This is a genomic window from Caballeronia sp. KNU42 (genome assembly GCF_053760385.1).
Window position 1 is genome coordinate 1,509,941 of sequence record NZ_CM132389.1, and the last position, 13,605, is coordinate 1,523,545.

13 protein-coding genes and 1 pseudogene are annotated in these 13,605 nt (G+C 62.1%); 5 read left to right on the forward strand and 9 right to left on the reverse strand.

Going from position 1 to position 13,605, the window contains the following annotated elements; genetic code table 11:
- The first annotated feature begins 14 nt into the window (after nt 1–14).
- Both ACSOSP_RS25900 and ACSOSP_RS25905 read left to right on the forward strand, forming a co-directional pair.
- A complete protein-coding gene (locus tag ACSOSP_RS25900) occupies nt 15–2,486 on the forward strand; it encodes a penicillin acylase family protein (protein WP_455311217.1) in 2,472 nt (823 codons plus the stop codon).
- A 68-nt stretch (nt 2,487–2,554) separates the two neighbouring features.
- The gene (locus ACSOSP_RS25905; protein ID WP_455311219.1) at nt 2,555–3,082 is read left to right on the forward strand and encodes a GAF domain-containing protein; all 528 of its coding nucleotides are present in this window, start codon (nt 2,555–2,557) and stop codon (nt 3,080–3,082) included.
- Between the two features lie 5 nt (nt 3,083–3,087).
- On the opposite strand, the gene ACSOSP_RS25910 is transcribed toward ACSOSP_RS25905, so the two are convergent.
- From ACSOSP_RS25910 to ACSOSP_RS25920, 3 genes are all read right to left on the reverse strand, one after another.
- Nucleotides 3,088–4,047, reverse strand: a complete 960-nt coding sequence (locus ACSOSP_RS25910) for an alpha/beta hydrolase family protein (RefSeq protein WP_455311220.1) — start codon at nt 4,045–4,047, stop codon at nt 3,088–3,090.
- A 70-nt stretch (nt 4,048–4,117) separates the two neighbouring features.
- The gene (locus ACSOSP_RS25915) at nt 4,118–5,047 is read right to left on the reverse strand and encodes an AEC family transporter (protein WP_455311221.1); all 930 of its coding nucleotides are present in this window, start codon (nt 5,045–5,047) and stop codon (nt 4,118–4,120) included.
- Entirely contained in the window at nt 5,044–5,931 is an 888-nt protein-coding gene (locus ACSOSP_RS25920) for an NAD(P)-dependent oxidoreductase (RefSeq protein ID WP_455311222.1), read from the reverse strand. Before ACSOSP_RS25920 ends, ACSOSP_RS25915 begins: the two co-directional genes overlap by 4 nt.
- A gap of 104 nt (nt 5,932–6,035) precedes the next feature.
- Here ACSOSP_RS25920 and ACSOSP_RS25925 point away from each other — a divergent pair, with 104 nt between their 5' ends.
- Complete coding sequence (locus ACSOSP_RS25925) at nt 6,036–6,893, forward strand: LysR family transcriptional regulator (RefSeq protein WP_455311223.1); 858 nt, start codon at nt 6,036–6,038, stop codon at nt 6,891–6,893.
- A gap of 31 nt (nt 6,894–6,924) precedes the next feature.
- Here the strand turns inward: ACSOSP_RS25925 and ACSOSP_RS25930 are convergent, their stop codons facing one another.
- Nucleotides 6,925–7,503 carry a TetR/AcrR family transcriptional regulator gene (locus ACSOSP_RS25930; protein ID WP_455311224.1) on the reverse strand — a complete coding sequence of 193 codons (579 nt, stop codon included), beginning with the start codon at nt 7,501–7,503 and terminating at the stop codon, nt 6,925–6,927.
- Between the two features lie 149 nt (nt 7,504–7,652).
- On the opposite strand from ACSOSP_RS25930, the gene ACSOSP_RS25935 reads away from it, so the two are divergent.
- A complete protein-coding gene (locus ACSOSP_RS25935) occupies nt 7,653–8,075 on the forward strand; it encodes a tautomerase family protein (protein ID WP_455311225.1) in 423 nt (140 codons plus the stop codon).
- Nucleotides 8,076–8,195: 120 nt separating this feature from the next.
- Here the strand turns inward: ACSOSP_RS25935 and ACSOSP_RS25940 are convergent.
- Nucleotides 8,196–8,809 (reverse strand): annotated as a pseudogene (locus tag ACSOSP_RS25940) (HAD family hydrolase).
- A gap of 170 nt (nt 8,810–8,979) precedes the next feature.
- Complete coding sequence (locus ACSOSP_RS25945) at nt 8,980–9,912, reverse strand: flagellar brake protein (protein WP_455311226.1); 933 nt, start codon at nt 9,910–9,912, stop codon at nt 8,980–8,982.
- 77 nt (nt 9,913–9,989) lie between these two features.
- On the opposite strand from ACSOSP_RS25945, the gene ACSOSP_RS25950 reads away from it, so the two are divergent.
- Entirely contained in the window at nt 9,990–10,445 is a 456-nt protein-coding gene (locus ACSOSP_RS25950; protein WP_455311227.1) for a phospholipase D-like domain-containing protein, read from the forward strand.
- Nucleotides 10,446–10,473: 28 nt separating this feature from the next.
- Here ACSOSP_RS25950 and ACSOSP_RS25955 read toward each other — a convergent pair whose 3' ends face one another.
- The 3 genes from ACSOSP_RS25955 to ACSOSP_RS25965 all read right to left on the reverse strand — a co-directional run bounded on the left by ACSOSP_RS25955 (nt 10,474) and on the right by ACSOSP_RS25965 (nt 13,548).
- The gene (locus ACSOSP_RS25955) at nt 10,474–11,505 is read right to left on the reverse strand and encodes a threonine aldolase family protein (RefSeq protein WP_455311228.1); all 1,032 of its coding nucleotides are present in this window, start codon (nt 11,503–11,505) and stop codon (nt 10,474–10,476) included.
- Nucleotides 11,502–12,785 carry a dicarboxylate/amino acid:cation symporter gene (locus ACSOSP_RS25960; protein ID WP_455311229.1) on the reverse strand — a complete coding sequence of 428 codons (1,284 nt, stop codon included), beginning with the start codon at nt 12,783–12,785 and terminating at the stop codon, nt 11,502–11,504. The genes ACSOSP_RS25955 and ACSOSP_RS25960 overlap by 4 nt, the downstream gene beginning before the upstream one ends.
- An 85-nt stretch (nt 12,786–12,870) precedes the next feature.
- Nucleotides 12,871–13,548, reverse strand: coding sequence for a GntR family transcriptional regulator (locus ACSOSP_RS25965; RefSeq protein ID WP_455311231.1), 678 nt, complete (start codon nt 13,546–13,548; stop codon nt 12,871–12,873).
- Between the last annotated feature and the right edge of the window lie 57 nt (nt 13,549–13,605).

Here is a 13,605-nt window from a genome sequence, read left to right on the forward strand (position 1 = left end):
CAAGGTTGAATCCCATGAAGCAAGTTGTCAGGTTCGCGGCGGCGGTGGTGTTCGCCGCAGTCACCGTAGCCACCGTAATCACGTTGAGCGGCTGCGTACAAGGCCCCCAAAACCTGGCGGGTGCCGGGTCGCCCTTTAACGTCGAGATCCGCCGTACGCAAGACGGTATCCCGCATATCAAGGCCGACGATTGGGCGAGCCTCGGTTATGGCTACGGATACGTGCAGGCGCAAGACAACCTGTGCACGCTCGCGGATGCTTTCGTCACGTTTCGCGGCGAGCGCTCGGCGAATTTCGGCGCCGATGCGAAGCCGCCAACGGCCGCTTCCTTCGGGCAGCCGCGTAATCTCGATGCCGATTTCTTCTTTCGTTTCGTCGATGACGCGAGCGCTGTCGAGCGTTATCGAGCCGCTCAGTCCAAACCCATTCTCGACTTGATGAATGGGTTTGCGGCAGGCTACAACCGCTACCTCGACGAGCTGAATGCGAGGCACATGGGCGGCGCGAATGCCGAGTGCAGAGGCAAGCCGTGGGTTGCCAAGATCACGTCAGACGATATGATCCGGCGGATGGTGGCAGCGAATCTTGCAGGCGGCGCCGTACGGTTTTTACCGCAGATAGCGCGCGCGCAGCCTCCTGCGAAAGCCGCACAGCCGGCGCCGGCGATGCAAACCGGCGCGATCGACATAACACCTTCGCAACTCGACATAGGCGGGCGGCGGGGTATCGGCAGCAATGCACTGGCGTTCGGTGCACCGGTCACGCAGGAAGGCCGCAGTCTCCTGTTTGGCAACCCGCACTGGTTCCTGCGCGGACCTGACCGCTTCTATGAAGCACAGCTAACCATCCCGGGCCGGTTGAATGTGGCGGGCGCATCGTTTCTTGGCGTGCCGGTCGTGATGATCGGCTTTAACGACGACATCGCCTGGACGCATACCGTGTCGAGCGCACGGCGCTTCGGCATTTTCCAGTTGTCGCTCGATCCTGCCAATCCCACGCGTTATATCTACGACGGCGTCAGCGAACCGATGACACCCGTGCCCGTCACGGTCCAGACGCGCAACGCCGACGGCAGCCTGACATCGATCACTCGCACGCTGTACCGCTCGCGTTTTGGTCCGCTGGTGGATCTCTCGTCGATGTCGCCTGCGCTTGCATGGAATGCACAACACGCGTTCGCGCTGCGCGACGTGAATACCGGCAACACGCGCTCCTTCGAGAATTTCCTGGCGTGGAGCCAGGCGCGCTCACTCGACGATTTCATCGCGATCCAGAAACGCCTCGCGGCCACGCCGTGGGTCAACACCCTGGCGATCGGTCGCGGCGACCCGCGTGTGTGGTTCGCCGACATTGGCGCGGTGCCGGACGTGCCTGATTCGCTGGCGGCGGTCTGCACGACGCCGCTCGGCCGCGCATTCGATGCGAAAGCGCCCGGCGTGCCGTTTCTCGACGGTTCGAAAAGTGCCTGCGAATGGCGCGTGGAGGCATCGAGTGTGCAAGCGGGGGCATTGCCAGTGGCAGACATGCCGCACATGGCGCGCGGTGATTATGTGGGCAACTTCAACGGCAGTTACTGGCTGACCAACGCCCAGGCGCCGACTACAGGTTATCCGCACGTGGCCGGCATCACCGGCACGGAGCAATCGCTGCGCACGCGTTTTGGCCACATGCTCGCGGCCGAATTGGAGGTGCAGAAGGGTGGTGTGACGCGGCTCGCACTTGAAACGAAGGTGCTGGATAGCCGGTCGATGTCGGAGCAATTGTTCCGCAAGCCTATCCTTGATACGGTCTGTGCCGATGCAACGGATTCAATGGTTTCAATCAAGCAAGCCACGTCCGGCGGTCAACCGCAAACAGTGGACTTGGCGCCTGCATGCAAGGTACTTCGTGAGTGGGACGGTACTGCTAACACGCAAGCGCGCGGCGCCAATCTCTGGGACGAGTTCTGGCGTCGCCTGGATGGAGCGGGGCTGGCGCATTTCTACCGCGTGCCGTTCGATCCGGCTGCGCCGCTTGCAACGCCACGCGGTCTCGACACCTCCAATCCCGCGCTTAAACCCGCTCTTCAGCAGGCGCTCGGTGGCGCGGCCCTCGCCATGCAGCGATACGGATTTGCGCTCGACTCCACCCGTGGCGAACTGCTGCACGCTGACCGGAACGGGGAGCGTATCCCGCTCTTTGGCGGTTGCGACGATGCGGGTTATTTCACGGTAGTGTGTTCTCTCCATCCGGTCGATGCAGGCGGCTACGCGGTCGATCGCAGCGGCCACGGCGCGAGCTATTTGCAAGTGGTTTCGTTTGACGCGAACGGTGTGCAGGCGGACACCATGCTCGCTCATTCGGAATCCGACGACCCGGCCTCACCGCATTTCGCCGATGCAACCCGGCGCTTCGCCGGCAAGCAATGGCTGCGCTTTCCGTTCACCGAAGAAGCCATAGCCGCCGATCCGGGCATGACGACGATAAAGCTGCAGGCGCCGAGGTAAGCCGGATTTGGTGCGCTGTGCTATGGTCGAACGACTTTCTTCTTTCAACCGCCATGACCTAGCCGGTCATGGCGCACACCATCGCCATCATGTCCTTCACCGTCCAGCAATCCACTGGTTCAAAAGCCGCGCAATATGACGAGCTCATTGCCCAGGCGCGCTCGCTTCTCAGCGATGAAACCGATCGCATCGCCAACGCCGCCAACTTCTCGGCGCTTGTGTATCACACGCTGCCGGACCTGAACTGGAGCGGCTTTTATTTCTTCGATGGAGCCGAACTCGTCGTCGGTCCCTTCCAGGGCAAACCGGCGTGCGTTCGCATCGCGCTGGGAAAAGGCGTGTGCGGCACTGCCGCGCAAACCCGGCTCACGCAGGTAGTGCAGGACGTGCATGAGTTTCCCGGACACATTGCGTGCGACTCGGCATCGCAATCCGAGATTGTCGTGCCGCTGGTCGCCAAGGACGGCAGCCTGGCCGGTGTCTGGGACGTGGACAGCCCTTCAATCGGCCGCTTCGACGCGGACGATGCCAAGGGGATGGAGGCGCTGTGCCAGGTATTCATGGAACTGGCGTGGGAGCCGCGGACGCGGGCTTGAACCGCTCACCGGGCGTCGGTCCTGACGACAAAACCGCCAAGGTCGGCACGCACTGAGCGAGCCTTCAGCCATTCGAGCGGGATCTGCCACAGCGACGCTTCAAAGCGGCTATGGAAAAACGCAAAGTGGCCGATCTCACGATACCCCATCGATTCCGGCGGAATACGCAGATGGGTGATCGGGCTGTTCCTGAAGTAAGCAAGCAGACGTTCAATGGCTGATTCCGTGCCGAATTCGTCATCGGTTACGCTGAGTGCGAGCATTGGCCCGTGCATCGCGGCAAAACCCTCGACCAGCGTTGCGCGCTCAAGCTCCGTCAGCGCGTGTGGTCCGCGCCGGAACGCGTCTTCGAAGCGGGGTTGCGGCGCGATCCAGTCGCACACCACCCCGCGTGGGGTGTCTTCCATCCAGCCGAGCTTGCCACCGGGAAAATAGCCGAGCGCCGCCGTGAGCGCCGGCATGATTGCATGCCATTTGATCAGCATACCGAATCGTTTGTTACTGGCGTAGTCGCGCCAATGGGCGAATTGCGCGCCCATGGTGAAAACGCGTTCGATCAGATGATTCGACGGAGCCAGCCCCACCAGGACGCCGCCGATGCTATGGGCGACAACCTGTATAGGCTGGCGAGCAAACGTGCCGGATGCCAGGCGCAATACCGCTTCGAAATCGAGCCGGCCCCAGTCCAGCCATCCCGCGTGAAAGCTGCGAAGCGACGCCGGGCGAGATCCGCCGATACCGCGATAGTCATAAGTGATGACATCGAATCCTTGCGCATGCAGGAATGCGGCGAAGCGCGAGTAATAGCCGCATCGGACCGATGTGGCCGGGTTGATGATGACCACGGGCCTGGGTCCGCCGGCATCGAAGGCGTCGGACGATTCGTCATGGCGCCATATCTGGCCTTTCAGCGCGTAGCCGTCTTCGGCATGTATCGTGACCGGGGTAGGCTGGACCTCACTCATTGTTATTTCTCTTTTTGGGGGAGTTTGAATATACCCTTGGTTAGCATTTTCCTGCACAGGAGCGCGCGCCTTAGCGAAGAACAAGCCATGCGGCACATGGAAAGGTCACCACGCTGGAGATCGTGGACAAGAGAATGGCCGCTGACACCCGATGCGGATCGGCGTCATACCGCTGCGCGAGCACATAGATATTCCCGGCCGAGGGCAAGCACGCAATCAGAGTACCTGCGTGCACCCAGAACGGTTCGAGCGTCATCACGTGGCTGAGAACAAGCCACGTGAACAGCGGATACACGACAAGTTTCACGAGACTGATCAGGCATGCAGCGACAGCGGTGCCGCGGTCAGGACGCTGCAAGGCGAGGGCGCCGCCCAGCGCAAAGAGCGCTGTTGGACCCGCTGCGCCGCCGAGGAACGCCAGGAAGCGCGTGACCGACTCGGGCAGCGCGAGTCCCGTGCCCGCCAGCAAAGCGCCCACCACGATCGCCGCGACAACAGGATTGAACACGGTGCCTCGCAGGATCTGGGAACCGATGCCGCGCCGCGAGTCGCCATTGGCGCCCATGAATACACCGCCGAGGGAGAGCAGCACCATGATCTCCGCCAGGATCGCCATTGCCAGCGGACCCGCTCCACGCTCGCCGAAGAAGGCGAGCATCAATGGCGGCCCAAGGAAACCCAGGTTGCTCACCGTCGCCGTAGTCGCGTGCGCGCCGGCCGCCGCGACCGTGGACGCTGCGGTCCAACGCGACACGCCCAGGACCAGCATGAACACGATTGCGCCCGATGCAAGATAGCCGGCGTAGAAGCCGGGATTGAACGATTGACGCAACGGCTGCCCCGCGATGAGCCGTAAAACAAGGGCTGGAAGCGCAAAACGAAACGAGAAGACGTTGAGCGTGTCGAGCGCGCCCGAGGCCAGGAGATGCGCGCGCGTCGCCGCCCATCCCACGCCAATAACGCCGAAGACCGGCAGGCTGAGCAGGAAGAAACCGATCATCGTTGCAGGCCGCTGCGCGCTTCGATTGCCCTGAGCACCGCAACCATGTCGGCTTCTCCGAGGCCAAGTCCCAGCGCTTCGCCATAGAGCGCGTGGCAGACATCCAGCAGCGGAGAGGCGATACCGTTTTCACGCGCCGCTTCGGCAATCAGGCGGTTGTTTTCCAGCACGTTGGAGATCGCGGCTTGCACCGCAAAATCCCGGTCGATGAGTTTCGGCGCCTTCACGCGTGATACATCGCTCGCCATGGGACCGGCGTTCAGCACGGCGAGGAACTGGCTGAGATCGAGGCGGTTGCGCTGGGCGAAATGCACGGCCTCGGCCAGCCCCGTGACGAGCGCGATCAGGAACAGGTTGACCGACAGCTTCATCAGCAGGGCGTTCGGAACAGGCCCGCACACCATGGTTTCGCGGCACATCGGGGCGAGCAGCGGACGGAGGGTTTCTACGGCATCCGCGTCGCCGGCAAGCATGGCGACGAGATGCCCCGCTTCGGCGGGCTTGCGCGATCCCGAGACGGGCGCCTCGACGTAGCGGCCGCCGGCCGAGCGGATGTCGGCTTCCAGTCCACGCGAGTACGCGGGAGAGGTCGTGCCCATGTGGACGATCGTGCGCTCGCGCACGCGGGACGCGAAGGTGGGACCGCAACGGTCGAGGACCACGTCAATGGCGGCGCCATCGACCAGCATCAGGATGACGGTCCGGGCACGCGCGAATACCTCAGCCGCATCTTTTGCAGGCTGTGCGCCGGCTTCGACTAGCTTCCCGGCTTTTGCCGCCGTGCGGTTCCAGACCACCAGCGGCGTGCCGGCCTTCGCGAGGTTCAGCGCCATGGCTTCCCCCATCGCGCCGAGTCCAATGAAACCGACTGTCGGTGTTGTCATGACCCCTTTGCCGAAATGCTTAACTGAATCGCACTGTATTCCGCGGCGTCGCATTAGGAAAACGATACTTTTTGATGCGATGCATTACGATACATAATGTGTCCATGACCCAGAATCTCGACATCAATCTCTTGCGGACCTTCGTCGCCGTGGCGGATCACGGCAGCATGACTGTGGCCGCGAACAGCCTTCATCTGACGCAAGGGGCGGTGAGCCAGCAGATCAAGCGGCTCGAGGAATCGTTCGATTGCAGCCTGTTCGAGCGAGAGGGCCGCCGCCTTGAACTGACCCGGATCGGCGAACGTTTTCTCGGCAAGGCCAAACGCCTGCTTGGCATGAACGACGAGATCTGGGCAGATATGGCAACGCGTCCATTGCAGGGGCCACTGCGGATCGGCGTGCCGTACGACCTCGTGGGAACGTGCTTTCCGCCCATCTTCAAGGCGTTTGCGGAAGCCTGCCCCTACGTGGAGATATCGCTCATGTGCGCGACGTCGCCGGATCTCTCCAAAGCGCTTGCGAGCGGTTCGCTCGACCTGGCGGTCATAGAAGCCGCCACGAACGACGCCGCGGGTGAATGCCTGCGGGTCGAGCGGCTTGTCTGGGTGGGTGCAAGAGGGGGAATGGCGCACCTGAAGCGGCCGTTGCCCGTCTCGATCGTGGCGGAATCCTGCGCGTTCAGGCCGGTCGTTTTACAAGCGCTGCGGGAGAAGAATCTCGAATGGCGAAGCGTGTTCGAGAGTGGCAACATCGAGGCGACCACGGCGACTGTGAGAAGCGATCTGGCGATCACCGCATGGTTGGCATCCACCGTGCCGGCCGACATGAATATCCTCGATACGGATACCGGCATGCCCGCCTTGCCGAACTTTGCGATCAGCCTGCATTTGCCATCCAACAGCGGACCGGCCGCGCGGGCATTCGCACAATATGTTCGCGACGGCGTGTTGCGATGGTCGTGACGTAGGCGCCCATTTGAGGGAGCCACCGTCACTATGCATGAACGCCGAGCTTGAGCGCGGCCTTGCGAACGGCAGCGGCAATATCGTGACTGATGGCGGGATCCTGCACCGCGCGCGCGAGCGTTACCCCGCCAACCAGCATCGCGAGCAGTGCGGTCGCCTCCTCGCGACGGGCCTTGGGCTTTCCCTCCAGGCCGCCAGCCACGGCTTCGATGATCGCGCACAATTGCGTCTCGTAGGCCTGCCGGGTCTCGTCATCGGCGCGGGCCACTTCGCTCGAAAGGCTTTGTAGCGCGCAGCTCTCCGCCAGATCGCAGGTACGGCGATCTCCCAGGTAGAAGTTGATGAAACCCTCGCGCCAACGGCTGCCCAGTTGCTCGCGTGTCTGCTCGATACCCTCTCTCAGTTCGTCGAGCCCGACCGTCACCGCCTCGCGGAACGCAGCCGCTTTCGACTTGAAGTGTGCATAGAACGCGCCAGACGTGACCTCGGCATCCTTTGCCAGTCCGTCCACACCGGCGCCGCCGAATCCAAGGCTGCGAAAGCCCCGGCCCGCGCTCTTGAGAATCCGCAGCTTGCTTTCTTCCTTCTGATCCGCCCGATTAGCCATGTCCACACGCTCCAGATAACGATCGATATTTGATGCTTGACGATAGCACGATTGATGTGAAACTATCGCCACATCACGATCGTTATATAACGATCGTGATGTAAGTGCGTAGCTCTGATTCGACCATCCGTCATCAAGGAGTTGCTTAAATGCCTATTTCAATTCAAGTCAGCGAAGGCCTTCTCACCCGCGAAGGCGAGCGTGAGGTATTCCCGCTTGTCGCTCACGCGTTGCTGCAAGCACACGGCCTGACCGGCAACCGGTTCATGACCCCGAACGTCATCGGTCATGTGGTCGTGAGCCCGGAGTCGCAGAGTTATGTCGGCGGCAAGCCCCAGTCGCTGGCAATTGTCGAGGTGAAGGTTCCGTCGGCTACCTTCCCGAATGCGGAGGTCAAGCAGGATTTTGTTGGCGCGGTCACTGACATCATCGACCGGTTCAAGGCGGGCGGCCATCCGCGCGACCGGACGTTCGTCAACGTGACGTATGCGGTTGATGGCGCCTGGGGCATCGGCGGTAAAGCGTATTCCAACGCCGAGATCGGCGAGGCCATACAGCAAGGCGCCAGCTAAAGCGCACCTGTCAGACGTCACGAGACACAGTCTGGTTACTTCGGCAAGCTCACCGGTCGATTCGGTGTTCAGGGAATGTTCAGTTGCCCGGCTTGACTTCGTTTCAGGACCGATCGCGCGCTAAAGCAATTGCCTGCTCGCCAGTTCCCGCGCCAACGCTTCGGCGCTGACAAACTTGTATCCGTGCAGGCCGGCATTGATCGCGCCGGCTACGTTGGTGTCCGTGTCGTCGATAAAAAGCGTTTCGTCCGCGTCCGCGCCGAGTAGTTCGAGACAGCGAAGATAGGCCTGAGCCGCCGGCTTTGCCGCGCCGAACGACGCGGATGCATACACGTGGGGACCGAAGAGTTGCGCCACGGGAGGATTCAGATAGCCGATATGGTCAGTGACCAGCCGGCAATTGTTTGTCAGCACCGCAATTCGGCTGCGATCGGCCACTCTTGCCGCGAGTGCGATCACTTCTGTGTAAGGCGTGATCGACGCATGGCGCGCCGCCAGCCAGTCGTCGCGATGGATAGGGCAGCCCAGCAAGACGCCCAGTTCGCCCAGGTATTCGTCGTCGCTGATCTGTCCGGCATCGGCACGTGCTTCGAGCCCGGACCCCCAGATAGCGTGACGCACGACCTCGGCGCCTGACCTGACACGGCCGACAAATGAGCGACCCGTGCGGCGCGGTCGTAGTGAGACAAGACGCCTTCCATGTCGAACAGGACCAGCGCAGGGGATGCAGTCATCTTATCGGCCTCTCGCGGCAAGAGCTTCCAGAGGCCGATGCATTCATCGGGCGATATGCGTTTGGTCCGCTGGAAGTTTCTATTGTCCCTCGACGAAAAAATCGTGGTTGCGCGGCCGGACAAGGCTCAACGTCGGTGGCCGATTTTGGATGCCCTTCAGCGGTTCCGAATCAGATTTGCTCCGCGATGAGCGACTTCAACGCTATGCGCTGCGACGATTCAAGCTTCTCGAATTCCAGTCCATAGACACCGTTATTACCCTGCGCGTCGGCCCCTTGGACATGCCGCACTATCGCGTCGCAATCGATGTTGACGTCAGTGTCGTCCGTGTTGAAACGAAACGACAAATGGATCCGGTCATCGAGTTTCGCATTCGGTTCGGCAACGGCTAACGACATGCCGAAAGGGCTGATATCGCGGATCAGGCCAAGTTGAGGGGTACGCTCTTCGTTGTCCGCGCTGAAAAAATGCGCCGGCATTCGCGTGGTCAAGCGGGTGAACTTGCGAGCGCGTAAGCGGCGGATAATTCCCGGCTCCGACAACACCACGTAGTGAAACGGTTCATGGCATACAGCGTCGACGGTGCAGGCAAACTGGAACACGGACCGCGTTGTCAGCGCGACCAGTCCGACTTGCTCGCCGCGCGTAAGGTCCAGCGGCTGCTGGCCCGAGATCAGGGGCGGCGTGATGAAGAGCGCGTGCGCGCGGCGCGCTCGCGGCGTGGAGAAACCGATCAGGCGGCTTGAATACATGGCAGAGCCGGGAGCCGCCCGCAAGCCCAGGCGCGCACCGATCTTCAGGCCGATATTGTCGAGGGTCAGATGACCGGCGGCTTCGCCCTCCGGCAGTTCGGCGCTTGCGTGAACGGTATGCGCTGCATCGCTCGCGCCGTCCTCGGTCGCTTTGTCAAACTTGTAGGGTTCGAAATTCTCGAACAGGAATGTCCGCACGGCCTGGCTTGGAACCGCGGCGCCGGCATCGAACAACAGCACTCCATCGGCACTGACGATGGACCACGCCAAAGGCTCACCGACGGGAACGTCGTTGGGCGAGAGACGGCTGGACGATGAGGGTATCGATAAAACAGGAACGTCGTCGGTCATGGTCTGGAAGGGGGCGGGTCTGAGCAGCGACAATCGTCTAACGAGCCGGTCGTTGAGTCAAGAGTATGTGTCGGGGCATGTGTCGGGGCCTGTGGCGGCAACGCCCCGAGCGCAAACCGTTTTTCGACCGGCTGGAAGCGCTCGGCAGATACGAGCATTTCACGTTGACGGGCATCGCCGGGAAAACGCAATCCGGTGAGCGGACATACGTCTACGTTCACGCGAAGATCATGCTGATCGACGACGCGTGGGCGACCATTGGCTCATGCAACCTGCATGCGAACTCGCTGTTCGGGCACAGCGAAATGAATGCGGCGGTGTGGGATCGTGACGTCGTGCGAGCGCTGCGCTGTCAGCTTCTGCGCGAACATCTGGGGCAGGATACCGGGCATCTGGACGACCGGCTGGCGATGCAGCTCTATCAACGGATCGCTCGCGACAATGCTGCCCGATGGGAGGCCGGTGATGCAGACTGGCAAGGTCTTGCATGCAGCCTGGATCCATCGACTTATGGTGAATCGCCGGCGCGTTAGAGGACGTCATTCTGCATGATCCAAAGCATCACGCAGGCAGCGCCTCGAACGCGTCGCTCACTGCATCGATGGCTGCATCGTCGATATGCCGGTGAACCACAAGACGCATCGCCTGTCGGCCGCTCGCCCGCACGGCCACTCCCTGAGTCGCGAGCCATTGCACATGGTCTTCCGCCCCGCCATTCGGCACCGCCAGCCGCAGGATATTGGTTTGCGGCGCTTGTCGGTCAGTCTCCACGCGCGTGTTGCCCTGCAGCCTTTCCCAAAGCAACATCGTGCGCCGATGATCCTCGGCAAGCTTCGCGGGCATCGTCCGTAACGCAACCAGACCAGCGGCGGCCATGATGCCTGCTTGCCTCAGTCCGCCCCCAATCGTGCGGCGCAGCGTCCTTGCCCGCTCGATGAATTCACGCGAGCCGAGCAACACCGAGCCCATCGGAGCGCTCAGTCCTTTCGACAGGCAGAACGTGACGCTATCGCCATGCAGGGCAATCTCGCGGGCATCGACGCCCAGCGCGAGCGCCGCATTGAACAGACGTGCGCCATCCATATGGACGGCAGCGCCTCGCTCACGTGCAATGCCTGCCACCCGGGCCATATAGTCGAGCCCTTGAACGCAACCGCCCGCGGCATTATGGCTCGTCTCGATGGCAACCATGGCCGTCGGTTCGCCGTAGCGCGAATAGCCGCCGCGAACGTTATCGCTCAGGAGGTCCAGATCCATCTCCCCGCGATCCGATGCAATCGTGCGGCAGAACAGGCCCGCAAGCCGGGAGACACCGCCGCCTTCCGAATTGGCCATATGCGCGTGCTGGTCGAGGACGGCTTCACCGCCGCGGCGCGCATGAACCAGCGTCGCCAGGACATTGCCCATCGTGCCGCTGCATACGAAGAGCGCGGCCTCTTTACCCAACAACGCCGCCGCTTCCTGTTCCAGCGCCTGGACGGTTGCGTCGCCTTCCAGCGTGTCGTCGCCGAGCGACGCTTCGCGCATCGCGTCCCACATGGCGTCAGTGGGGCGCGTCACGGTATCGCTGCGCAGATCGATCATGCCCGTCATGCAAGCCCCCTCGGCGCGCCGGTTGCGTGCTGCGGCGAACTTGACTCCGGTTCAGGCTCGCTCGCGGGCTGCTCGTAAGCGACGTGCGCCAGCTTCATCACCAGCTTGACGGCCACCGTGTTGCTATAGACGTTGATCGCCGTGCGGCCCATGTCGAGGAACGCGTCGACGCCCGCAATGATCGCCAGTGCCTCTACCGGAACGCCGATCGTGCTAAGTACCATCGCGACTGCCACGAGGCCGCCTGAGGGCACGTTTGCGCTGCCCTTGCTGGCAAGCGTGGTGACGATGACGATCGACAACAGCGTGTGCCAGTCGAGCGGAATGCGATAGGCGTCCGCGAGGAAACCCACCGCGAGCGCAAAGTACATGATCGAGCCGTCGCGGTTGAATGCATAGCCGAGCGGCAGCACCACGGATGCCACGGCTTTCGGCACGCCCATCTTGACGAGCTTCTCCATATGCAACGGCAGGCTCGCTTCCGACGAGCGCGTGGCGAACGCCAGCAGCACGGGTTCGCTGATCTGCCGCGTGACCAGCAACGGCTTTTCGCCGATCGCCTTCAGGACGATCGCGAAGATCACGACAAGCAGTGCTAGGCCGAGATACATCACGCCGACCAGCTTCACGAGCGACAGCAGCGTTCCAATCCCCTGGGTCGCGAAGAGCCACGAGATGATCGCGAAGATCGCGATGGGCGAGAGCGAAATGATCCAGTCCGTCACTTTGAAAATCGCGGCCATCAACGCGTCCAGCACGTCGATCAGCGGCTTCGCGCGACTACCGACCGAGGCCAGCGCAAGCCCGAGAAGCACCGCGAAGAACAGCACCGGCAGAAGATTGCTTCCCGACATCGCCGTCACGATGTTGCTGGGAATCATGTCGAGGAAGAACTTGGTCCAGTCGACGCTTGCAGCAACAACCTGGCCGGGCTTGGCGGCCGCGGCCAGGTTCGCACCCAGGCCCGGATGGAACAGCGCATTGAGTCCGAGACCGATGAAGATGGAGATCACCGTCGCCACGAAGAAGTAGATGAGGCTCACCGCCGATACCCGCCCGAGCGAGCGGGTCTGATTGCCCATCTGGTAGATGCCGAGCGTGATCGCGGTGAACACGAGCGGCACGACGATCATCTTGATCGCCTGCACGAACGCAGTGCCGACCGGCGCAAGCTTCGCGGCGAAATGCGGAAACAGGAACCCGAGCGCACATCCCAGGGCAAGTCCGAGGAGCATCTGCAAAGGCAAGGCTATCTTTCTACGACCGTGTTGCGACCGCATGATTGTTCTCCCGGGACGGATGTCGAATGATGTGAGTAGTGATGTGATTAGTGACGTGAGTAGCGTCAAGCGGCAGCGAGGACGGTCACGTCCGTTCTTCGCCCGTATGCGCGAGAAACTTCAGGCGAATGTGCATCGCACGTTCGATGTGGCCGTAGACAAGTCCGCGTGCGCCTTCCGCGTCGCCGGCTTGAATCGCCGCGTAGATTTCAAGGTGCTCCAGCACCGCCTGTTTCGTCCGCTCGGCGCTGTAGCGTTCAACGCGCCGCAACGCGAGGCCGCTCTGATCGCGCAGGTTTCGGTAGGTCTGCCGCAACCGGCCGTTGTCGGTGCACTCGAACATGGCGTCGTGGAACGCCCAGCCAATGCTTTGCGCTTCGTCGACATCGAGCGCACGGCCGGCATCGACTCCGGCTACCAGCGCTCGCAGTCCGGCCGCCGCTTCGTCAAGCGAAGCGCCGGGGCCATGGCGGGCTGCAAGGAACGCCGCCATTCCCTCTAATGCGAGGCGCATTTCGTGAATTTCGCGCAAGTCGGCCACCGACATCTCGCGCACGAACGTGCCTCGCATGGGCACGATTTCGAGCAGGCCGTCGCGCGCCAGCCATTTGACCGCCTCACGGATCGGCGTTCGGCCGACCTGCAAGCGCTCGGCGAGGCTGCGTTCGGAAAGTGCTTCGCCGGGGCGAAGCGATCCATCGACGATCAACGCGCGAAGGCTCGCGTAAGGTTCGGGGATTTCGCTGGTTTCTATCTGGTTCATGACTGGTATACCAGCATGAAAAAAATAAGCTGGCAAGATTTTTTGCGGGCGCAGGCG